This is a genomic window from Mixta calida (assembly GCF_002953215.1).
Lineage (GTDB): Bacteria > Pseudomonadota > Gammaproteobacteria > Enterobacterales > Enterobacteriaceae > Mixta > Mixta calida.
This window is the reverse complement of record NZ_CP026378.1, coordinates 2,272,623-2,294,100: the sequence shown is the minus strand read 5'-3', so window position 1 is coordinate 2,294,100 and position 21,478 is coordinate 2,272,623. Positions and strand designations below refer to the sequence as shown.

At 57.9% G+C, this 21,478-nt stretch carries 18 protein-coding genes; 6 read left to right on the top strand and 12 right to left on the bottom strand.

Annotation, left to right across the window (positions count from 1 at the left end):
- Nucleotides 1-101: 101 nt before the first annotated feature.
- Nucleotides 102-4,004 (top strand): ATP-dependent RNA helicase HrpA, encoded by a 3,903-nt coding sequence (hrpA, locus tag C2E16_RS10795; RefSeq protein ID WP_084971195.1) that lies wholly within the window; start codon nucleotides 102-104, stop codon nucleotides 4,002-4,004.
- 92 nt (nucleotides 4,005-4,096) lie between these two features.
- On the opposite strand, the gene C2E16_RS10790 is transcribed toward hrpA, so the two are convergent.
- From C2E16_RS10790 to rstA, 6 genes are all read right to left on the bottom strand, one after another.
- A complete protein-coding gene (locus C2E16_RS10790; RefSeq protein ID WP_084971191.1) occupies nucleotides 4,097-4,912 on the bottom strand; it encodes a trypsin-like serine peptidase in 816 nt (271 codons plus the stop codon).
- Between the two features lie 120 nt (nucleotides 4,913-5,032).
- Nucleotides 5,033-5,113 (bottom strand): small membrane protein YdgU, encoded by an 81-nt coding sequence (ydgU, locus tag C2E16_RS21495; protein WP_457920439.1) that lies wholly within the window; start codon nucleotides 5,111-5,113, stop codon nucleotides 5,033-5,035.
- A 76-nt stretch (nucleotides 5,114-5,189) separates the two neighbouring features.
- A complete protein-coding gene (asr, locus tag C2E16_RS10785) occupies nucleotides 5,190-5,636 on the bottom strand; it encodes an acid resistance repetitive basic protein Asr (protein WP_084971189.1) in 447 nt (148 codons plus the stop codon).
- A gap of 167 nt (nucleotides 5,637-5,803) precedes the next feature.
- A complete protein-coding gene (locus tag C2E16_RS10780) occupies nucleotides 5,804-7,288 on the bottom strand; it encodes a carboxypeptidase M32 (protein ID WP_084971187.1) in 1,485 nt (494 codons plus the stop codon).
- Between the two features lie 18 nt (nucleotides 7,289-7,306).
- Nucleotides 7,307-8,611, bottom strand: coding sequence for a two-component system sensor histidine kinase RstB (gene rstB / locus C2E16_RS10775; RefSeq protein ID WP_084971185.1), 1,305 nt, complete (start codon nucleotides 8,609-8,611; stop codon nucleotides 7,307-7,309).
- Nucleotides 8,608-9,333 (bottom strand): two-component system response regulator RstA, encoded by a 726-nt coding sequence (gene rstA / locus C2E16_RS10770; RefSeq protein ID WP_038626033.1) that lies wholly within the window; start codon nucleotides 9,331-9,333, stop codon nucleotides 8,608-8,610. The genes rstB and rstA overlap by 4 nt, the downstream gene beginning before the upstream one ends.
- Before the next feature lie 178 nt (nucleotides 9,334-9,511).
- Between rstA and C2E16_RS10765 the strand changes: the two genes are divergently transcribed.
- On the top strand, nucleotides 9,512-9,925 hold the full coding sequence (locus tag C2E16_RS10765) for a hypothetical protein (protein WP_038626035.1): 414 nt from the start codon (nucleotides 9,512-9,514) through the stop codon (nucleotides 9,923-9,925).
- Here C2E16_RS10765 and C2E16_RS10760 read toward each other — a convergent pair whose 3' ends face one another.
- Together C2E16_RS10760 and ydgH are read right to left on the bottom strand one after the other, a co-directional pair.
- Nucleotides 9,926-11,317, bottom strand: a complete 1,392-nt coding sequence (locus C2E16_RS10760; protein WP_038626037.1) for an amino acid permease — start codon at nucleotides 11,315-11,317, stop codon at nucleotides 9,926-9,928.
- A gap of 210 nt (nucleotides 11,318-11,527) precedes the next feature.
- Nucleotides 11,528-12,481, bottom strand: a complete 954-nt coding sequence (ydgH, locus tag C2E16_RS10755) for a DUF1471 family protein YdgH (protein ID WP_038626039.1) — start codon at nucleotides 12,479-12,481, stop codon at nucleotides 11,528-11,530.
- Nucleotides 12,482-12,994: 513 nt separating this feature from the next.
- Between ydgH and pntA the strand changes: the two genes are divergently transcribed.
- Nucleotides 12,995-14,524, top strand: coding sequence for a Re/Si-specific NAD(P)(+) transhydrogenase subunit alpha (gene pntA / locus C2E16_RS10750; protein WP_038626041.1), 1,530 nt, complete (start codon nucleotides 12,995-12,997; stop codon nucleotides 14,522-14,524).
- Nucleotides 14,525-14,535: 11 nt separating this feature from the next.
- Entirely contained in the window at nucleotides 14,536-15,924 is a 1,389-nt protein-coding gene (pntB, locus tag C2E16_RS10745) for a Re/Si-specific NAD(P)(+) transhydrogenase subunit beta (RefSeq protein ID WP_038626043.1), read from the top strand.
- 83 nt (nucleotides 15,925-16,007) lie between these two features.
- On the opposite strand, the gene uspE is transcribed toward pntB, so the two are convergent.
- The 3 genes from uspE to C2E16_RS20555 form a co-directional block, all read right to left on the bottom strand.
- Entirely contained in the window at nucleotides 16,008-16,961 is a 954-nt protein-coding gene (gene uspE, locus C2E16_RS10740) for a universal stress protein UspE (protein WP_038626045.1), read from the bottom strand.
- Nucleotides 16,962-17,078: 117 nt separating this feature from the next.
- Nucleotides 17,079-17,831, bottom strand: coding sequence for an FNR family transcription factor (locus C2E16_RS10735; protein WP_038626046.1), 753 nt, complete (start codon nucleotides 17,829-17,831; stop codon nucleotides 17,079-17,081).
- A gap of 104 nt (nucleotides 17,832-17,935) precedes the next feature.
- Nucleotides 17,936-18,196, bottom strand: a complete 261-nt coding sequence (locus tag C2E16_RS20555; protein ID WP_144380559.1) for a hypothetical protein — start codon at nucleotides 18,194-18,196, stop codon at nucleotides 17,936-17,938.
- A 32-nt stretch (nucleotides 18,197-18,228) separates the two neighbouring features.
- Here C2E16_RS20555 and smrA point away from each other — a divergent pair, with 32 nt between their 5' ends.
- Complete coding sequence (gene smrA / locus C2E16_RS10730; RefSeq protein ID WP_038626048.1) at nucleotides 18,229-18,792, top strand: DNA endonuclease SmrA; 564 nt, start codon at nucleotides 18,229-18,231, stop codon at nucleotides 18,790-18,792.
- A 40-nt stretch (nucleotides 18,793-18,832) separates the two neighbouring features.
- Here the strand turns inward: smrA and C2E16_RS10725 are convergent, their stop codons facing one another.
- On the bottom strand, nucleotides 18,833-19,756 hold the full coding sequence (locus C2E16_RS10725) for a LysR substrate-binding domain-containing protein (RefSeq protein WP_084971281.1): 924 nt from the start codon (nucleotides 19,754-19,756) through the stop codon (nucleotides 18,833-18,835).
- A gap of 325 nt (nucleotides 19,757-20,081) precedes the next feature.
- Here C2E16_RS10725 and C2E16_RS10720 point away from each other — a divergent pair, with 325 nt between their 5' ends.
- Nucleotides 20,082-21,392, top strand: coding sequence for an MFS transporter (locus tag C2E16_RS10720; RefSeq protein WP_038626052.1), 1,311 nt, complete (start codon nucleotides 20,082-20,084; stop codon nucleotides 21,390-21,392).
- The last annotated feature ends 86 nt before the right edge of the window (nucleotides 21,393-21,478 follow it).

The window sequence follows — 21,478 nt, the reverse complement described above, 5'->3', positions numbered from 1 at the left end:
GGTAACATACGCCGCAGTAAATGAACGTAGCGTCGGCGAGGCCCGACGACGCGGCGGCCATAACAGCAAGCAGAAGCCGCCGCGTGAAAAAGGTAATCAATATGTCTGTCGAATCAAACACATCGCCGCTTGCGCCTTTTTGGGCGCGGCTGGAAAACGTGACGCTGCGCGACCGCCAGCGGCTGCAACGGCGCCTGCACGGCGCCAAAAAGGTGAAAAATCCTGCTGCGCAGCAGGGCATCGCTGACGAGCTGGAAAAAGAGTTCGCCCAGGCGGAACAGCGTTTGCAGCAGCGTCTGTCGCTGACGCCCACCATTCGCTTCCCGGACAATCTGCCGGTCAGCCAGAAGCAGCAGGCGATCGCCGACGCTATCCGCGATCATCAGGTAGTGATCGTGGCGGGCGAAACCGGCTCAGGTAAAACGACTCAGCTGCCGAAAATTTGTTTGTCGCTGGGGCGCGGGGTGAAAGGGCTGATCGGCCATACCCAGCCGCGCCGTCTGGCGGCGCGCACCGTGGCGAACCGTATCGCCGAGGAGCTGGAAACCTCGCTCGGCGGCTGCGTCGGCTATAAGGTGCGTTTTAACGATCAGGTCAGCGACGCCACCCAGATCAAGCTGATGACTGATGGTATTCTGCTGGCGGAAATCCAGCAGGATCGGCTGCTGATGCAGTACGACACCATCATTATCGATGAGGCGCACGAGCGCAGCCTGAACATCGATTTCCTGCTCGGCTACCTGCGCGAGCTGCTGCCGCGTCGTCCCGATCTGAAAGTGATCATTACCTCCGCCACCATCGATCCGCAGCGCTTTTCGCGCCACTTTAATCATGCGCCGGTGGTGGAAGTCTCAGGCCGCACTTATCCGGTGGAGGTGCGTTATCGTCCGGTGGTCAGCGATGTCGATGAGAGCGACCGCGATCAGCTGCAGGCGATCTTCGACGCGGTGGATGAGCTGGGCCAGGAGAGCAACGGCGATATCCTGATTTTTATGAGCGGCGAACGCGAAATCCGCGACACCGCCGATGCGTTGAGCCGACGCGACCTGCCGCATACTGAAATTCTGCCGCTCTACGCGCGCCTGTCGAACGCCGAACAGAATCGGGTGTTCCAGCCGCACGGCGGTCGTCGCATCGTGCTGGCCACCAACGTGGCCGAAACGTCGCTGACGGTGCCCGGCATCAAATACGTTATCGATCCCGGCACCGCGCGCATCAGCCGCTACAGCTACCGCACCAAGGTGCAGCGCCTGCCGATCGAGCCGGTTTCGCAGGCCTCGGCCAACCAGCGTAAAGGGCGCTGCGGCCGCGTCTCTGAAGGCATCTGCATTCGCCTCTATTCCGAAGAGGATTTCTTAAGCCGCCCGGAATTTACCGACCCGGAGATCCTGCGCACCAACCTGGCCTCGGTTATTTTGCAGATGACCGCGCTGGGGCTGGGCGATATCAGCGCCTTTCCGTTTGTCGAGGCGCCCGATAAGCGCAACATCCAGGATGGCGTGCGCCTGCTGGAAGAACTGGGCGCGATTACCGAAGAGGAAAATGGCCGTTATCGCCTGACGCCGTCGGGCCGCCAGCTGGCGCAGCTGCCGGTTGACCCGCGCCTGGCGCGGATGGTGCTGGAAGCGCAGAAATATGGCTGCGTGCGCGAAGTGATGATTATCGTTGCGGCGCTGTCGATTCAGGATCCGCGCGAACGTCCGGCAGAAAAACAGCAGGCCGCCGATGAGAAACATCGCCGCTTTGCCGATAAAGAGTCCGATTTTATCGCCTTCGTTAACCTGTGGAACTATCTGCAGGAGCAGCAAAAAGCGCTCTCCGGCAACGCGTTCCGCCGCCAGTGCAAGGTCGATTATCTGAACTATCTGCGCGTGCGTGAATGGCAGGATATCTATACCCAGCTGCGCCAGGTCGTGCGCGAGCTGGGTATGCCGGTCAACAGCGAACCGGCGCCGTACCGTGAAATTCATACCGCGCTGCTGACCGGCCTGCTGTCGCATATCGGCCTCAAGGATGCGGAAAAGCAGGAATTCAGCGGCGCGCGCAACGCGCGCTTCGCCATCTTCCCCGGCTCGGCGCTGTTTAAAAAGCCGCCGAAATGGACCATGGTGGCGGAGCTGGTGGAAACCAGCCGCCTGTGGGGACGCATCGCCGCGCGCATCGATCCTGAGTGGATCGAGCCGCTTGCGCAGCATCTGATCAAGCGCAGCTACAGCGAACCGCACTGGGAAAAAGCGCAGGGCGCGGTGATGGCGATGGAGAAGGTGACGCTGTACGGCCTGCCGATCGTGAGCGCGCGCAAGGTGAACTACGGCCCCATCGATCCGCAGCTGTCGCGTGAGCTTTTTATTCGTCATGCGCTGGTGGAGGGCGACTGGCAAACTCGCCACGCCTTCTTTAAGGCGAACCAGAAGCTGCGCAGCGAAGTGGAAGATCTGGAACATAAATCGCGGCGGCGCGATATCCTGGTGGATGACGAAACGCTGTTCGCCTTCTATGACAGCCGCGTCGGCCATGAAGTCGTCTCCGCGCGCCACTTCGACAGCTGGTGGAAAAAGGTCAGCCAGCAAACGCCCGATCTGCTCTCTTTCGATAAAGAGATGTTGATCAAAGAGGGCGCGGACAAGATCAGCAAGCTCGACTATCCCAACTTCTGGCATCAGGGCAACCTGAAGCTGCGCCTCAGCTATCAGTTTGAGCCGGGCGCGGACGCGGATGGCGTCACGGTGCATATTCCGCTGCCGCTGTTGAATCAGGTGGAAGAGGCGGGCTTTGAATGGCAAATCCCCGGCCTGCGCCGCGAGCTGATCATCGCGTTGATTAAATCACTGCCGAAGCCGGTGCGCCGCAACTTTGTGCCCGCGCCTAACTACGCCGAGGCGTTCCTCGGCCGCGTCACCGGCACCGAGACGCCGCTGCTGGACGCGCTGGAGCGTGAATTCCGCCGCATGACCGGCGTCACCATCGACCGCGACGCCTGGCAGTGGGATCAGGTGCCCGATCACCTGAAAATCACCTTCCGCGTGCTGGATGAACATAACCGCAAGCTGAAAGAGGGCAAAGATCTTGCGGCGCTGAAAGCCTCGCTGAAAGGCAAGGTGCAGGAGACGCTGTCGAAAGTGGCCGATGACGGTCTGGAGCAGAGCGGCCTGCATATCTGGAGCTTCGGCGATCTGCCCGCACAGTTCGAGCAGAAGCGCGGCAACTACAGCGTCAAGGCCTGGCCAGCATTGGTGGATGAAAAGGACAGCGTGGCGATACGCCTGTTCGACAGCCAGCATGAACAGCAAAAAATGATGTGGCGCGGCCAGCGTCGTCTGCTGCTGCTGAATATTCCCTCGCCGATTAAATATCTGCACGAAAAGCTGCCGAACAAAGCCAAGCTGGGACTCTACTTTAATCCTTACGGCAAGGTGCTGGAGCTGATCGACGACTGTATTACCTGCGGCATCGATAAGCTGATGGCGGAAAATGGCGGACCGGCCTGGAAAGAAGCGGATTTCCAGCAGCTGCATGATAAGGTGCGCGCCGGACTGAACGAGACCGTGGTGGACATCGCTAAACTGGTGGAGCAGATCCTGACGGCGGTGTTCAATATCAACAAGCGCCTGAAAGGACGCGTGGATATGACCATGGCGTTAGGGCTGTCGGATATCAAAGCGCAGATGAGCGGTCTGGTTTATCGCGGCTTCGTAACGCAGAACGGCTGGAAACGGCTGCCGGATACGTTGCGCTATCTGCAGGCGATTGAGCGCAGGTTGGAGAAGCTGCCGGTCGATCCGCACAGCGATCGCGCGCGAATGCTGAAGGTGGAGCAGGTGCAGCAGGCATGGCAGAGCTGGCTGAATAAGCTGCCGCCCGCGCGTCGCGATGACGAGGATGTACAGGAGATACGCTGGATGATCGAGGAGCTGCGCGTCAGCTATTTCGCCCAGCAGCTTGGCACGCCTTATCCTGTTTCCGATAAACGCATCCTGCAGGCGATGGAGCAAATCGCCGCCTGATCGCAGCTGGCCGCAGAATCATCTGCGGTCAGCGCGATAAGCAACGATCATAACGTGACGGCCGCCCGTGCGTTTTCTTCCGCGACAGCGGATTATTCTGCGGCCAGCGCCTCTAAATCATCATGAAACGCGGTAACGGCGATGGCGCGGTTGTCGGCGCGATAACGATCCGCCGCCGCCGGCGCGGAGCTTTGCACCGCAATCAGCCGCCAGCCGTCGTCGGTCTGCAACAGCAGCGGCGATCCGCTGTCTCCGGGCAGCGTATCGCACTGATGCGACAGCACCGAACGCTGCGCCCAGCCGGTAATCAGACAGTCCTGATGCGACCAGAGCGCATCCAGGTGATCTTCAGGATAGCCCGCCTGGGTGACTTTGCGGCCGTTGGTTTTTAGCGCGGCGGTGAGATCGCTGCGTGAGCCGTCAAACAGTGGAATTGGCGTAATACCGGAAGGCGGATTGCGCAGCACAATCAGACCATAATCATAAGGCGCTGCGGCGGCGGGAACGATCCAGCCGTCGCCGTCAGCTTTGAGTTTTTTGCCAAGGCTGGGGTCTACGCGCGCTTCGATATCGTGAATTTCATAACGCCAGCCATTGTCCCCGGCGATAAAGCGCAGGGCGACTGGCTTATCCAGACGGCCAGGCGGCGTCACCAGACAGTGACCGGCGGTCAGCGCCAGATGTGCGGAGATCAGCGTTGCGCTGCACAGGTTGCCGCTTTCGGTTTCCAGCTGTCCAATCGCTTCCCACGGTACGCTGGCGGGGCGATCGACTGGCTTGCGGTCGTCATGACCGAAGAACAGCATTTTAATCTCTTCGGGACCCGGCCCTTCATCGCTGTCATCATCTGCATGCGTAAAAAAGGGAAAACAGAGCAAACCCACTACTAACACAGCCGTTATGCGCATATCTCTCTCAGGAAGGGGGAGAATGATAAGAATAAAGGGTTAACACGCGTCATGCGTTAACTATAGTCGGTGAGAAACAAAAAAGGGAGTTTAATCCAGAATATCAGTACGCTACGACTATCAAATATAGAAGCAGGCCGCAATTGCGCCACACAAAATCATTACGGCAAGGATTATTTCGAAACGATAGCGACGTACCATTTCCGTTACTCCAGGAAAAAACACCCGGAAAACCGGGTGTTTGTTAGCTGTTCTCGTCAGGAGCTGGCTCCCGCCATTATTTTGCCGCTGATTTTACAACTTTTTTGTGGTGCTTTTTAGCGGCCTGAGCTTTCTGCGCAGCCGGTTTAGCGACGTGCTTGTGGTGCTTTTTAGCGGCCTGAGCTTTCTGCGCAGCCGGTTTAGTGGCGTGCTTGTGGTGCTTTTTAGCGGCCTGGGCTTTCTGCTCAGCCGGTTTAGCCGCTTTTTTGTGATGCTTTTTAGCGGCCTGGGCTTTCTGCTCCGCCGGTTTAGCCGCTTTTTTGTGATGCTTTTTAGCCGCCTGCGCTTTCTGAGCAGCTGCTTTTTTATGTTTATGATGAACGGCTTTATGCTCAACTTTAGCCGGAGCCGCAGTGGTCGGAGTGGCGGCGGCCGGGGCCGGAGCTGCGGTGGTCTCAGCTGCGAAGGCAACGGAAGAGAGACCCATAGCAGCGGCGACAACCAGAGCGAATAATTTTTTCATTGTAAAACCCTCGAATGTTTCTTCATGTATTAGCCCACTGCGGGGCCGGTGAAGAGAATATAAAGAAACGCGCGCGGGCTTTCCGTGAGTGATTGGTATCGGCGTGTAACGGAATGTACAACAAGAAAAACCGGCCTGCGCGAGGGCGGCAGGCCGGTGACAAGCGCTTAACCGAGGTAGCGCTGCTCCAGATGAAGACGGAAGTGAAGCGGATTCAGGTCTTCACCGCTCGCCTGCGTTATCAGCTGCGCCGTCGGGAAGCGGCTGCCGTGCTGCCAGATATTCTGTGAAAGCCAGTCGAAAATCGGCTGCAGTTCACCAGCGGCGATCTGTTGATCCAGCTGCGGCAGCGCGCGGCGCACCGCCTGGAACAGCTGCGCCGCGTACATCGCGCCCAGCGTATAGGTCGGGAAGTAGCCGAAGGCGCCGTCGGTCCAGTGTATATCCTGCATACAGCCGTCACGGTAGTTGCCCTGGGTATCCAGCCCCAGATAGCGCTGCATTTTCTCATCCCACAGCGCCGGAATATCTTCCACCTCGATATCGCCGCCAATCAGCGCGCGCTCGATCTCATAACGCAGAATGACGTGCAGCGGGTAGCTGACCTCATCGGCGTCGACGCGGATAAAGCCGCGCTTCACTCGCTGGTTCAGCCGTACAAAGTTACCGGACGTCAGCGCGGGCTGTTCGCCCATCTGCGCGGTTACCAGCGGGAGAATATGCTGCAGGAACGGCGCGCTGCGCGACAGCTGCATCTCGAAAAACAGGCTCTGCGACTCATGAATGGCGGTGGAGCGCGCCAGCGCCACCGGCTGGCCGCGCCAGGCTTTTGGCAGGTTCTGCTCATAGCGCGCGTGGCCGGTTTCATGGATGACGCCCATCATTGCGCTGACGAACTCGTTTTCGTTATAGCGCGTGGTGATGCGCACATCCTCCGGCACGCCGCCGCAGAAAGGATGGGCGCTGACGTCGAGACGTCCGGCGTTAAAATCGAAGCCAAGCAGTTTCATCAGCTGTAAACCGAGCTGGCGCTGCGCCTCGATCGGGAAGGGGCCCAGCGGCACATCGACCGGCTCTGCCGCCTGTTTCTCCACGACGCGTTCAAGCAGCGTCGGCAGCCACTGGATCAGATCGCCAAACGTGGCGTCCAGCTGCGCGCTGGTCATGCCTGGCTCATAGAGATCGAGCAAGGCGTCATAGCGTGAGCAGCCCGCGGCCTGCGCGCGGATTTCCGCTTCCTCGCGGCTAAGGCGCACCACCTCTTTCAGATTAGCGGAGAAACCCTGCCAGTCATTAGCCGGACGCTGCTGACGCCAGGCGTGTTCGCAGCGCGAGCCGGCAATCGACTTCGCCTCCACCAGCGAGGCGGGCAGCAGCGCCGCCTGTTGCCACGCGCGTCGCATCTCCAGCAGATTGGCCTGTTCCACGTCGTTCAGGGATTCCTGCTGCGCCGCATCGAGCCAGGCTTCCATCCTGCTGTCGGTCAGAATCTGATGCTGCAAAACGCTCAGTTCCGCCAGCGCTTCGCCACGTGCCTGACTGCCGGCGGGCGGCATCATGGTTTGCATATCCCAGCCGGCGATGGCGGAGAGATGGCCGAAGCGCGACAGGCGCTGAAAAGTCTGGGTCAGTTGTTGATAAGCCGATGTCACGCATATCTCCTTGATAAGTTAGGAACGGATCGCCGTACTGCGCAAGGGTAGATCAACCGGCCAGCAAAAGCGAACGCTGGCGCCGCCGAGCGGGCTGCTGTCGATGACGACAAAGCCGCCCAGCGCCTGCGCCACTGACTGCACAATCGCCAGCCCCAGACCGCAGCCGCCGGTGGCGCGGTCGCGGCTGGGATCGAGACGCACAAACGGCTCCAGTACGCGCTGACGCTCTTCAAGCGGAATGCCGGGGCCGTCATCCTCAACCTGCAGGCAGGCCAGATTACCGTCGAACCAGAGTCCGACCCGCAGTCGCTGGCTGGCATAACGCAGCGCGTTATTCACCAGGTTGTCCAGCACGCGCTCCATCAGTCGGGTGTCGGAGACGCCGATATTGTCGCGCTGAGGCAGATCGAGCGCGATCTCATATTCAGGATGCACCGAACGGATATCGGCGATGCGCTCGCTGAGCCAGGCGGCGAGATCCACCGACTGCAAAAACAGCTCTACCTGCGGACGATCGAGCCGCGCATAGGTCAGCAACTCTTCTATCAGCGATTCGAGCTGGCCGATATCGCGCTTCAACGCGGTCGATTCCGCCACGCTGAGATTATCGCTCATCTCCAGCCGGTAGCGCAGGCGCACCAGCGGCGTTCTCAGCTCATGGGCGATGTTGTCGATGAGCTGTTTTTTGCTGGCCACCAGCGTGTTGATATTGTCCGCCATCTGGTTAAAGGCGACGCCAAGACGCACCAGGCTGGAAGCATTATCGAAATGAATGCGCTCATCCAGATGCCCCTTGCCGAAGCGCTGCGCCGCTGATTCCAGTTTCAGCATATCTTTCCAGTAGGGGCGCATCCAGATAAATACCGGCAGCGCCAGCGACATGCCGATAAACGCCAGCAGCGCGATATCCAGCAGCCGCATCTCATGCAGATAAAAAAGGTAGGGGATCGGGCCGACGGCCAGCACATAGTGGCTGCGTGGAATATGCTGCAAAAAGGTGTATTCGTCGTCCAGCGCCACAATTTCCCCGGCGCGCAGGCGGCGCATGCTGACCGGATCAAGCTGATATTTGCTCATCGGCTCGATATGCAGCTTAAACGAGAGGTTCAAATCAAGATTGTTGATGGTTTTGTTCCAGTCGCGCGGCGGAATTTCCCGCAGCTCGCTGCGCATCAGATAAAGCGAGCTTTTCATCAAATCGTCCATCGACTGACGCCCGGCGCGCTCGGCGGTGAATTTGTACACCAGGCCGACCAGCATGGTCATTACCAGAAAGCAGACGAACAACAGCAGATAAAACTGGATAAAGAGTTTTCTCATTCCGCGTGCGTATCCCAGGCATGTGGCGCAAACAGATAACCTTTATTACGGATGGTTTTTATCCGATAAGGTTCGGTGGCGCTGTCGTGCAGCTTTTTACGCAGGCGGGAAATCGCCACGTCGATGCTGCGATCCATGCCATCGTAGCTGACGCCGCGCAGCGTTTTCAGCAGCGCGTCGCGGTTGAGAATTTGTCCGGCGTGGGTCGCCAGTTCCCAGAGCAGATCGTAATCGGCCGTGGAAAGGGCGATGATCTCCTGGCCCAGCGTTACCTGACGATTCAGCGGATCGATAGTGAGCGATCCGAAGCGCAGCGCTTTCTGGCTGTTGACCAGCGGCGCGATCTCATCGTGATGCGAGGCGTTCGCCTGACGCAGATGCAGGCGCAGGCGCGCCAGCAGCACCGCCGGCGGCGTGGTTTTCAGAATGTAGTCATTGGCGCCCATCTCCAGCGACAAGATATGGTTCATATCGCTGTCCAGCGAGGTGAGCAGCACAATCGGGCCGGACCAGCTGGCGCGCAGATCGCGGCACAAGGTCATGCCATCTTTGCCGGGCAGCATGATATCCAGCATGACCAGATCGGGCTGCTCGCGGGCAATGACCGCCTCGGCCCGGTCGCCGCGGCTTTCGACAATCACTTCCAGCCCATGACGACTCAGCCAGGCGGCAATCAGCTCGCCTACGTCCGCATCGTCTTCAACAAAAACTATTTTATGCATGATGTAAAAAATAAGGCTGTGAATTAAACCAGCATATCCTTTTCAGATAATAACCACCATCAACGCCCGTTAAATGACGCAAGATGTATAGTACAACTCAGGGGAACTATGCCATTATATCTGAAGGGTTGTTAACGCAGGTTGTAACCCTTTTTTTCTGGCCAGGAGGAGAGTGAGGGTGTCAGATAAACAGCTGGCGTCAGCGGTCTTAAATGATCGTATCTGCTTCAATTATACCGATTTTCTTGCTGCATCCTGTAAAAAGCGCTGGAGCTTCGTCGATGCGATTTACGGCGTAATGCCCATTTTCGGCATGGTGACGCGTAACCCGGCAGATTCGCAGCGGCCTCCTTCAGAGCGGCTGAAAGAATTAGCGTTGCAAATCATTTCAACGCAGGTTAGCGATGAGATTAATATCGCCCGGCTGATTACCTTAGCCGAGCAGCAGCATATCGCGCAGTTTGATATTTTATTGCCTTACCCGCTTACCCGCGAGCAGCTCGACGCGATTCATCATGAATACCGCAAGCCGCTGTCGCTGTCCCAGCAGGAGGAACGGCTGACCATCCAATTTCCAGCCGCCCCACACTGATTACCGCATTAACATCCAGGTTGCCGGGACGGCGCCGATCACCAACAGGGTGATGGCGGCGCGCTCGGCCACGCTCAGCGCATTCAGCGCTCGGCCGCCGCGGCGGGCGAACAAAAACAGCAGCATCCCCGGCGCATAAAGGATCACTGACATCAACAGATGCAGCGGGCCGGAAGCGTACAGCAGCCACAGACCGTAAGCGCAGGCGCCCAGCGCCACCAGCGTCATGTTCGCCTTGCCTTTGCCCCACACCAGCTTCAGCAGATAAGCGCCGACAAGGAAATAGGGCACCAGCACCATTTCCGAGGCGATGGTCAGCAGCGTGTTGTAATCGGAATTGGTCAGCCAGATCACAATCAGGCAGACCTGTACGCTGCCGTTGGTCAGCCACAGCGAGGCGGACGGCGCGTTATGACGGTTTTGCTTGCTCAGGCTGCGCGGAAACGCCCCCTGCTGCGCGGCGATAAAAGGCACTTCCGCCGCCATGATCGTCCAGCTCAGGTAGGCGCCGCACACCGAAACCACCAGCCCAAGCGCGATGACCGCATTGCCCCAGGCGCCGATCAGTTTGGTCATCAGCCCGGCCATCGACGGGTTGCGCATCTCCGCCAGCTCAGCGCGCGGCACAATGCCCAGCGACAGTAGCGTGACCAGCAGATAAACGCTCAGCGCCGCCAGCACCGCCAGCAGCGTCGCTTTGCCTACGTCGCGCTTGTTGCGTGCCCGCGCCGACACCACCACCGCGCCTTCCACGCCGATAAACACCCACAGCGTAATCAGCATGGTTTGCTTAACCTGTTCCCAGACCGGTTTGCCCAGCTCTATGCCGGTGAAATCGAAGCGGAAACGATCGAGATTAAAGGCGATGATCGCCAGCACGATAAACAGGCCGAGCGGCACCAGCTTGCCCAGCGTGGCGAGCAGGTTGATGCTGGCGGCGGTCTGCACGCCGCGCAGCACCAGCCAGTGAACCAGCCACAGCAGCAACGACGCGCCGAGCATCGCCTGCCAGGTATTGCCATCGCCGAACACCACATGGCCGGGCGAATCGGTGAAAAAGCTCAGCGCGGAGAAAACGATCACCAAATAGGAGACGTTGGCGATCACCGCGCACAGCCAATAACCCCAGGCGGAGCTGAAGCCTACCAGCTCGCCGAAGCCATCGCGGGCATAGGTAAATATGCCGCCGTCCAGTTCCGGTTTCAGGCGCGTTAACAGCAGCAGCGCCAGCGAAAGAAAAAGGATGCCTGCGCCGGTAATAGCCCAGCCGATCAACAATGCGGCGGGGCTGGCGACGGCCGCCATATTTTGCGGCAGGCTGAAAACCCCTGCACCCAGCATTGAGCTGAGAACCAGCGCGGTCAGCGCGCTAAGGCCTAATTTTTTGTCCAAAAAACCGTCCTGAAACAGAATAAATAACCAGGGAACCGCGTTGCGGTTGACTTTTCATCAGGCGTGAAGCGAAAGAGGCCTTCGTTTCCGCTGAAATAAGGCGGCGATTTTACGGAGTGCGGGGCTGTCGCGCAATGCGTGTCTATGCAAAAAGCGCTACAGATTATTCAGAATGTTACGGAGCGGCGGGGAGGCCGCTCCGGGTGTGGATTATTTGAACAGATCGGCGGTCACGGTCAGGTTGCCGCCGCTCTGGTTCTGCCACTGACGGGTCACGTGGTAGAACTTCGCGCCTTTCGCCGCGGCGCGTTTGGCCACCGCTTCGGAGATTTCCGTCGGCGTGCCGAAGTGGCCAGTGAAAGTGACGGTATCGAACGGCTGCATCTGCGCGGCGGTGATAGCGTTCACTTCCTGGATCTCCGTGCCGTTCGGCAGGCGTACGGTATAGCGCTCGCCTGTGGAAGTCTGGGTTTCAAAGAAGCGGCCCACCTTATTGCTTGGCGTTTCGGAAGAAGCGACGCCCGGCAGTTCAACCTGCTTCGCCGCTACGCCGCCGGCGGCCAGCGCCGCTTTGCCCGCTTCGGAGTTGCGCGGAATGGCGTTCGGGCTCTGCACCTGGCGTTTCGGCGCGTCGGCTTTATAGACGTAGGCGGTAATGTACTGATTGCCGCCGCTGTTGGCGTCAATCTGGCGCACAATAAAGAAGGCTGCCGCGCCTTTCTCTTTCGCGGCCTTGCCGATGGCGTCATTAACGTCCGGCTGGCTGCGATAGAAGCCGCTGACGGAGACCGTATCGAAAGGCTCCAGCGCGTAGGCTTCCGCTTTCGGCAGCTCTTTCACGCCGCTGAAGTAGCGATAGCTGCGACGGGTGTCGGCCGCGGGCGCATCGGCGCGATAGAGATCGGCGGAGACGCGCCAGTTGCCGCTGTTGCCGGTGGCGTCGCTGGTGCCGACGATATAAAAGGAGGCGGCGCCCAGCTCATCCGCACGTTTAGAAACGGCATCGGTTGCGTCGCCGATGGAATTGAAACGACCGGTGATATTAATGCGTTCGAATGGTTTTAACGCGGCCGCTTTTTCTGGTGACAGCTCCTGCGCCGCCTGAGCGGTTAGCGTCATTGATGACAACAGCGCGGTCACCAGAAGAGTGTTCTTCAGCTTCATAAAAATAATCCTTCGCCTTACGCCAAAATTGAGTACGAAAACGTGCTGGACTCTTGATGTGTAACAGATTAGCTGCCGATTATTGCATGTAATAATGGCCGCTGTCTCAGCCAATTTATGCCATTCAGACGCGCCGGTTTAATCATAAAAAGGCGGCGTCCGACGGTGCGGTTTTTAGCGCATTTTACGCTGCGGTTACCGCTTTAACTGATTGATGATACAACTTATTTGGTTAAGTGATTGTTAAATAAGGGTGAAATTGCGGCTGATATTCTGTTTGCCACCCGGTTCAACAGTGAGATATCACTAAAAAAACGCTATTTAAACGGTAAAAATAATGCCTGCACGCGTCTGCGCTGCATTTTTGCATGAAAAGTGACGCAGGTCCGGTTACAGGTAGATTATCAGACATATATTCAGTAGGTTATACACACTTTGATACAAAGTCCGAAGCGAACAGCGGATACCGTGCCCGCCGTTCAGGGTCATCACTAACCGATGAAAGGGAAAACTATGTTAATTGGAGTACCCAAAGAGCGGTTGCCCAACGAAGCCCGCGTGGCCGCAACGCCTAAAACGGTGGAGCAGCTGCTGAAGCTGGGATTTCGCGTGGCAATCGAACAGCAGGCGGGCCAGGCGGCCAGCTTCGAAGATAGCGCTTATCAGCAGGCTGGCGCCGAACTGGTCGATCGTGAGCAGGCGTTTCAGGCCGATATCGTATTGAAAGTGAATGCGCCTGATGATGAAGAGATCGCGCTGCTGCGTGAAGGCGCCACGCTGATCGGCTTTATCTGGCCCGCGCAAAATCCGGCGCTGATGGAAAAGCTGGCCGCACGCAAGATCAATGTAATGGCGATGGATGCGGTGCCGCGTATTTCGCGCGCGCAGTCGCTTGATGCGCTCAGTTCAATGGCGAATATTGCTGGCTATCGCGCCGTCGTGGAAGCGGCGCATGAATTCGGCCGCTTCTTTACCGGCCAGATCACCGCTGCGGGCAAAGTGCCGCCGGCGAAAGTGATGGTGATCGGTGCAGGCGTCGCCGGTCTCGCCGCCATCGGCGCGGCGCGCAGCCTGGGCGCCATCGTGCGTGCTTTCGATACCCGCCCGGAAGTGAAAGAGCAGGTGAAAAGCATGGGCGCCGAATTCCTGGAGCTCGATTTCAAAGAGGAAGCGGGCAGCGGCGACGGCTACGCCAAAGAGATGTCCGAGGCGTTTATCGAAGCGGAAATGGCGCTGTTCGCCGCCCAGGCGAAAGAGGTGGATATTATTATCACCACCGCGCTGATCCCCGGCAAACCGGCGCCGCGACTGATCACCCGCGATATGGTCGCTTCCATGAAATCCGGCAGCGTCATTGTGGATCTGGCGGCGCAAACCGGCGGCAACTGCGAACTGACGGTCGCGGATCGGGTCACCACGACCGACAACGGGGTGAAAATCATCGGCTATACCGATCTGCCGAGCCGCCTGCCTACGCAATCTTCCCAGCTCTACGGCACCAACCTGGTTAATCTGCTGAAGCTGCTGTGCAAAGAGAAGAACGGTGAAATCCATATCGACTTTGAGGATGTGGTGATCCGCGGCGTGACGACGGTGCGCGCAGGCGAAATTACCTGGCCGGCGCCGCCGATTCAGGTTTCCGCCGCGCCGAAAGCGGCGCAGCCTGCCGCCGCCGCGCCGCCGGTAGACGCGAAGCCCACCTCGCCCTGGCGCAAATATCTGCTGCTGGCGCTGGCTATCGTGCTGTTCGCCTGCCTGGCAAACGTCGCGCCCGCCGCCTTCCTGTCGCACTTTACCGTGTTCGCGCTCTCCTGCGTGGTGGGTTATTACGTGGTCTGGAACGTCAGCCACGCATTGCATACGCCGCTGATGTCGGTCACCAATGCGATTTCAGGGATTATTGTGGTCGGCGCGCTGCTGCAAATCGGTCACGGCGGCTGGGTCACCTTCCTGGCTTTTATCGCCGTGCTGATCGCCAGCATCAATATCTTCGGCGGTTTCACCGTGACTCAGCGCATGCTGAAAATGTTCCGTAAGAACTAAGGGGTAACAACATGTCTGGCGGATTAGTTACTGCAGCATATATTGTTGCCGCAATCCTTTTTATCTTCAGCCTGGCGGGGCTTTCGAAGCATGAGACCTCGAAACAGGGCAATATTTTCGGCATGGCCGGGATGGCCATCGCGCTGCTGGCGACCATTTTTGGTCCCGACGCTGGCAACATCGGCTGGATTTTACTGGCGATGGTGATCGGCGGCGCCATCGGCATCCATCTGGCGAAGAAAGTCGAAATGACCGAAATGCCGGAGCTGGTGGCGATCCTGCACAGCTTCGTTGGCCTGGCCGCGGTGCTGGTCGGCATCAATAGCTATATCGATCACGGGCCGGGTCTTGATGCGGTGATGCAGAATATTCACCTGACGGAGATCTTCTTAGGCATCTTTATCGGCGCGGTCACCTTTACCGGCTCGGTCGTCGCCTTCGGCAAGCTGCGCGGCAAAATCTCATCGCGTCCGCTGATGCTGCCGCATCGTCACAAGCTCAACCTGCTGGCGCTGGTAGTCTCCTTCCTGCTGCTGTGGACTTTCGTCAGCACAGAGAGCGTCGGGCTGCAAATCTTCGCGTTGCTGATTATGCTGGTGATCGCGCTCGCTTTCGGCTGGCATCTGGTGGCCTCGATCGGCGGGGCAGATATGCCGGTCGTGGTTTCCATGCTGAACTCCTATTCTGGTTGGGCGGCAGCGGCGGCGGGCTTTATGCTGAGTAACGATCTGCTGATCGTGACCGGCGCACTGGTCGGTTCGTCCGGCGCCATCCTCTCTTACATCATGTGCAAGGCGATGAACCGCTCCTTTATCAGCGTGATCGCCGGCGGCTTCGGCACCGACAGCAGCGCTGCGACGGAAGACGAGGAGAGCGGCGAATATCGCGAAATCAACGCGCAGGATACCGCCGAGCTGTTGAAAAACTCTTCCACGGTGATCATTACGCCAGGCTACGGCATGGCGGTGGCGCAGGCGCAGTATCCGGTTGCGGAGATCACGGAAAAGCTGCGCGCGCGCGGCATCAATGTGCGTTTCGGCATTCATCCGGTAGCGGGACGTTTGCCTGGTCATATGAACGTGCTGCTGGCGGAGGCGAAGGTACCTTACGACGTGGTGCTGGAGATGGACGAGATCAACGATGATTTCGCCGATACCGATACGGTGCTGGTAATTGGCGCGAACGATACCGTCAACCCGGCCGCGCAGGAGGATCCGCGCAGCCCGATTGCCGGCATGCCGGTACTGGAAGTGTGGAAAGCGCAAAACGTAGTAGTATTCAAACGTTCCATGAATACCGGCTACGCCGGCGTGCAGAATCCTCTGTTCTTTAAAGAGAACACGCAAATGCTGTTTGGCGACGCCAAAGCCAGCGTCGAGGCGATTCTGAAGGCGTTGTAAGGGCTTGCCCGATAAAAAAGCTGCCGTCGGTTTTCGCACTGACGGCAGCTTTATTTTTGCCAGCAATAAAACAATAACCGCTGTTAATCGTCGTCGTCGTCATCGTCCAGCTCAATGGACGAGGCGAAGTTATCGGGCTTGATCACCAGCAAATCGCAGCGTAGATGGTCGATCACCTGTTCGGCGGTATTGCCTAAAAACGCGGCGGAAAGCCCGGTGCGGCCAATGGTGCCCAGCACCACCACGCCAGCGTTCAGATGTTCCGCCAGTTCCGGAATCACCTCTTCCGGCAGCCCCTTGGCGACATGCGTGAACTTTTCATCAATGGCGAACTTCTGCCGCAGCGCCTTCATCGCCACCAGATGCTGGCCGCGAATAGCGTCGTTGTAAACGCTGGGATCGAAATCGGGCAGTTCGATGGCGATATTAATCGGAGTAACCGGGTAAGCGCCGACCAGATGCACTTCGGTATGGTTAACCATTGCCGCCAGTTCGGTGGTTTCACGGATCAGCTTCTGGTTCAGCTCATCATGATGGGGTTCTTCACTGGCGAGGTTAACGGCGACCACCGCTTTGCCCTGTTCCGGCCAGGGCTGATCTTTCACCATCCAGACCGGGCAGGGGCACTTACGCAGCAGATGCCAGTCGGTTGGAGTAAAAATCACCGACTCCAGCCGATCGTGCTGATGCGCCATTTTTAATACCAGATCGTGTTGCCCGGAGAGGACTTCCTGAATAATCGCCTCGAAAGGGCGGTTATGCCAGACAACCTTGATTTCGATATCGACGCCCGCTTCGAGATACGCATGCGCCTGCTCGCGAATCCATTCTGTCCGTTGGCTGATCACCCCTTTACGCATGGTGGTGCGCTCATCAGGAGAGAGCAGGGTGGTCATTTCATAGGAAAAATCATAGATGGGCAAAAAAGCCTTAATTTTCCCGCCGATACGCTGATTAAGGTAGACCGCCCGGCGTAACGCGGGCTGATCGTCCTGCTCAGGATCTATCGCCACCAGAATGTTTTGATACTTAACCATAACGGCTTCTCCTAACACCAGAGCGTGTCAGCTAAAGATAGCCCATTAACAGGTCAGGAAAAAGTGAAAAAGTTCTAGCCGGATCAATAAAATAACAAATAGTGACCCGGCGAGATATCAGGCTGCGCCGCGGCTCTGGCCCGCCAGTTCGGCCAGCATGGGATGGTTTTCGATAGTGATATATTTGCCTTTAACCGCCAGCATGCCGCTTTTCTGGAAGCGACCCAGCAGGCGACTGATGGTTTCCACCGTCAGGCCGAGATAGTTGCCGATATCGCCGCGCGTCATGGTGAGACGGAATTCGCGCTGGGAAAAGCCGCGCTGTCCAAAGCGACGCGCCAGATTCCAGATAAAGGCCGCCAGGCGCTCTTCGGCATTTTTCTTCGACAGCAGCAGGATCATATCCTGGTCGCCTTTGATTTCGCCGCTCATCAGACGCATCATTTGCTGACGCAGGGCAGGCATTTTGCCGGAAAGATCGTCCAGGGTTTCAAACGGAATTTCGCATACCATTGAGGTTTCCAGCGCCTGCGCGAAGCTGGGGTGGTGACCGGAACCGATGGCGTCAAAGCCGACCAGGTCGCCAGCAAGGTGAAAGCCGGTAATCTGCTCGTCGCCCTGTTCGGTAATGGTGTAGCTTTTAATGGTCCCGGAGCGAATGGCGTAAAGCGAACGCAGCTCATCACCCGCTTTAAACAGCGCCTGACCTTTCTGAATCGGCTTTTTACGCTCGATAATGTTGTCCAGCTGGTCCAGCTCATGTTCATTCAGCGTGAAGGGAATACAAAGTTGACTGATGCTGCAGTCCTGACAATGGATTGCGCATCCACCAGACTGTATACGACGAATGCTTCGTTTTTCCGGGATCATCATACATCCTCGACGATAATTGACTGAGGTCAATTTTAACATTCTTCGTGAGCGAAATGGAATGCATAAACGCACATTTAACCGCATAAAAATCAGGGATGTTATCAATCAATAAACTCAATGTAATCGTCAGGGTAAAAAATGTGCATTATTTTGTTAATCAGTGAAGTTGAAGCGCTTTTCCTGCCGGGCTCAGATGAAAATGCATTTTTAACACTTAAGTAACCTGTTAAAAAAGCACCGGCAGGGTGATGAAAAAAGCAGCGGAAAGGAGGGGGCCGCAGCGCGCGTTTACCGCCTTTGGCAACAGGTCGCTTATCGGTTAAAATTGCCGGGACTCTGCAATACTTTTCTTCTTCGTGCATTGCCACGACATATCAGGCGTGAGGTAGGCCCCATGAACCTTGACGATAAAGATCTGTTTCGTGACGCCATGGAAGATGTCACCCCGCTGAAAGATTGCGCAAATGTTCACTGGCTGAAAACCCCGACGCCCAAAGCGCCGCGGCAGTCAGCGAATGAGGAAATGGAAAACTTCCTGACCCGAGGCTACCTCGATATTGTTCCGCTCAGCGACCCTCTGGAATATAAAGCCGAAGGCATTCAGCAGGGCGTGCTGGATAAGCTGCGTCTGGGGAAATATCCGCTCGACGCCCGCCTTAACCTGCTGCGCCAGCCGGTAGAAAACTGCCGTCAGATGCTGTTCGCTTTTATGATGGAGGCTCGTAAGGACAGCCTGCGCAACCTGCTAATCGTGCATGGCAAAGGACGGGAGGATGAGTCCCACGCCAATATCGTGCGCAGCTATCTGGCGCGCTGGCTACAGCAGTTTGAAGATGTGCAGGCGTTTTGCATCGCGCAGCCGCAGCATGGCGGCAGCGGCGCGATTTATGTCGGCATGCGTAAAACGGAAAAAGCGCGGCTTGATAACCGTGAGCGGCATGCGAAACGCAGCCGTTAATCCCACCTTCCGGCTGGCGTTCGCCAGCCGCTGATTATCGCTAGACCGAATGACATTTACGGATGGTCGCCAGCAAAATCTCTGCGCTGAGACATAAAGGATGGCCGGAGCGGGTAATAATGCCTACCGGCTCGCCGGGACCGTGCGAGGCGATCGGCAGCGCGGCCAGTGAATTGTGCAGTAAATCTTCTTTTACCGCGCCGGAAGGCACAAACCAGACGTAGTCGTAACGCAGCGCCAGTTGACGCGCCAGCGAGGTCGAGGAGGTTTCGACGCAGTTAGGCGGCAGCGTACAACCCTGTTCATCCATCATCGCCTGCGCAATACGGCGCGGCGCGGTGTCCTCAGGTGAAATGACCACTGGCCATTGCAACGCGCGGGATAGCGTGACGTTGTCACTTAGAAGAGGATGTTCCGGTCTGACTACCAGCCGCAGCGACTCCAGAAACAGCAGCTCGTATGAGAGCCCGGCCATCATATCGGCATCCGCCATGCGTCCAATGCCGATATCGAATTCACCCGCTTTCAGACCTGCCAGCAACACATTATTATGCAACGTCGCCACCTGCACCGTCGCCTGCGGCTGCTGCTGGTGAAAGCGATCGAGGATCTGCGGCAGCATACCCATCGCTGCGGTGGTCAACGCGCCGAGACGAATCATTACAGGTCGATCGCCGATTGGATTGGCGAACGACTGCCCGGCATGGTTCAGGGCGTCCAGCACCTTGACCGCATGGGTCAGGAACTGCTCGCCGATAGTGGTGAGCTGCGCGCCCAGCCGACCGCGTTCAAACAGACGCGCGCCGGTAAGCTCCTCCAGCTCATTAAGCGTTTTTGACAGCGCGGGTTGACTCAGGCTGAGCGTCTCCGCGGCGCGCCCCAGCGTGCCTTGCTGTGCGACCGCAACGAAAGTATGTAAATGGCGCAGACGGATGCGCTGATTAAACAGGTAGTTTTTGTCCATGAAGAGAGAGTAGAGACGCCAGCAGACATTAAGCAAGCGTCTCACGACGATTTTGTTAACTTAATTGCAAATTAATATTAACATTCTCGCCCCATGAGCAGAAAATCGGCCAATTTTCGGGTCAGGAAGTAATTAAAGCCGCTCTCACCATAACTTTTTCGCATGGAACCGGGCGGTTAGCGCTGTACAGCAAAGGCGGCGCAATGTGTTGAGAAAATTTCATATAGCGGCAAAGTCATAGCCGCAAGCGGTTGCGTTTCGCTATTATAGGCCGTTTTATCGCGACAGGACGCAGCGTCCGTTAACCAGTTACAGGGAGTAGGATCTGGACAGCATAAAGGCAATTGATGTTCGTCAGCTTATTAACCAACATGGACTTAGCGCTTTCCAGCGACGCGTTATTGCGCTGAGCTTTATTATCGTCGCGCTGGACGGCATGGATATCGCCCTGATGGGGTTTATCGCCCCCGCGTTGCGCAGCGCGTGGCCGATAACCAGCCATCAGTTAGGCATGGCGATCGGCGCGGCGCTGGTAGGGCTGGCGCTGGGCGCGCTGTGTGCCGGACCGCTGGCGGATCGCTATGGTCGTCGCTGGATTATCATCTGCAGCGTCTTCTTTTTCGGCGTCTGGACGCTGGCGACGGCGATGGCGCAAAACATCGAACAGATGATGCTGTTTCGCCTGCTGACCGGGCTGGGGCTGGGCGCGGCGATGCCTAACGTCGGCACGCTGGTGTCGGAATATGCCCCTGAGCGTAAGCGTGCCTTCCTGATTACCGTGGTGTTCTGCGGTTTTACCTTCGGCGCCGCCAGCGGCGGAGTGGCCGCCTCCTGGCTGATCCCAACGTTCGGCTGGCACGCGGTATTGCTGATGGGCGGCATCCTGCCGCTGCTGTTGCTGCCGCTGCTGCTGCGCTACCTGCCGGAATCGGTACGTTTTCTGCTGGCGCAGCAGGCGCCCGCGTGGCGCATCCGGGCGATTGTGGAAAAAATGTGGCCCGGCGCGACGTCTCCCCACAGCACCTTCCTTTACCCTGTTTTAACGCAGGACGCTGGCGCCATCGGCACCGTGCTGTCAGGGCAGTACCGCTTCGGCAGCCTGATGCTGTGGGGCGGCTATTTTATGGGGCTGTTTCTGGTCTACCTTATCGGCAGCTGGATGCCCGCGCTGATCGGCGATCTGGGGCTGAGCGTTACCGCCGCTGCGCTGATCACCGCGATGTATCAGGCGGGCGGCACGGTCGGGTCGCTGTTCGCCGGCTGGCTGATGGACAGGGTCAACGCTAACCTCGCGCTGGCGGCGATCTATTTCGGCGGCGCGCTGGCCACCATTTTGTTGGGCTGCGTGCCGGCGCAGCCGCTGCTGATGGCGACCATCGCTTTTTGCTGCGGCTTCTGCTTTAACGGCGCCAACACCGGCATGAACGCGCTGGCGGCCAGCTACTATCCGACCCAGGCGCGCGCCACCGGCTCCAGCTGGATGCACGGCATCGGGCGCATCGGCGCCATCCTCAGCGCCGTCGTCGGCGCGCAGATGCTGACGCTGGGCTGGTCATTCAGCCAGATATTTATGCTGCTGGCGTTGCCCGCGGTGCTGACCACCCTGATGCTGATAGCGAAGCAGCGCTGGGGGTAATGCCTTTTGTAAAGCGTGCGTGACAGTCGTCGTCGCGCGGCTTTCACCAGGGCGATCACAAATTTAACAAGATTTTCCCGCCGCGT

What these genes read in the sequence shown, in the direction of transcription:
- hrpA (WP_084971195.1), top strand. Translation starts at nt 102, where the DNA reads ATGTCTGTCGAATCAAACACATCGCCGCTTGCGCCTTTTTGGGCGCGG.
- C2E16_RS10790 (WP_084971191.1), bottom strand. Translation starts at nt 4,912, where the DNA reads ATGCGCATAACGGCTGTGTTAGTAGTGGGTTTGCTCTGTTTTCCCTTT.
- ydgU (WP_457920439.1), bottom strand. Translation starts at nt 5,113, where the DNA reads ATGGTACGTCGCTATCGTTTCGAAATAATCCTTGCCGTAATGATTTTG.
- asr (WP_084971189.1), bottom strand. Translation starts at nt 5,636, where the DNA reads ATGAAAAAATTATTCGCTCTGGTTGTCGCCGCTGCTATGGGTCTCTCT.
- rstB (WP_084971185.1), bottom strand. Translation starts at nt 8,611, where the DNA reads ATGAGAAAACTCTTTATCCAGTTTTATCTGCTGTTGTTCGTCTGCTTT.
- rstA (WP_038626033.1), bottom strand. Translation starts at nt 9,333, where the DNA reads ATGCATAAAATAGTTTTTGTTGAAGACGATGCGGACGTAGGCGAGCTG.
- ydgH (WP_038626039.1), bottom strand. Translation starts at nt 12,481, where the DNA reads ATGAAGCTGAAGAACACTCTTCTGGTGACCGCGCTGTTGTCATCAATG.
- pntA (WP_038626041.1), top strand. Translation starts at nt 12,995, where the DNA reads ATGTTAATTGGAGTACCCAAAGAGCGGTTGCCCAACGAAGCCCGCGTG.
- pntB (WP_038626043.1), top strand. Translation starts at nt 14,536, where the DNA reads ATGTCTGGCGGATTAGTTACTGCAGCATATATTGTTGCCGCAATCCTT.
- uspE (WP_038626045.1), bottom strand. Translation starts at nt 16,961, where the DNA reads ATGGTTAAGTATCAAAACATTCTGGTGGCGATAGATCCTGAGCAGGAC.
- C2E16_RS10735 (WP_038626046.1), bottom strand. Translation starts at nt 17,831, where the DNA reads ATGATCCCGGAAAAACGAAGCATTCGTCGTATACAGTCTGGTGGATGC.
- C2E16_RS20555 (WP_144380559.1), bottom strand. Translation starts at nt 18,196, where the DNA reads ATGCACGAAGAAGAAAAGTATTGCAGAGTCCCGGCAATTTTAACCGAT.
- smrA (WP_038626048.1), top strand. Translation starts at nt 18,229, where the DNA reads ATGAACCTTGACGATAAAGATCTGTTTCGTGACGCCATGGAAGATGTC.
- C2E16_RS10725 (WP_084971281.1), bottom strand. Translation starts at nt 19,756, where the DNA reads ATGGACAAAAACTACCTGTTTAATCAGCGCATCCGTCTGCGCCATTTA.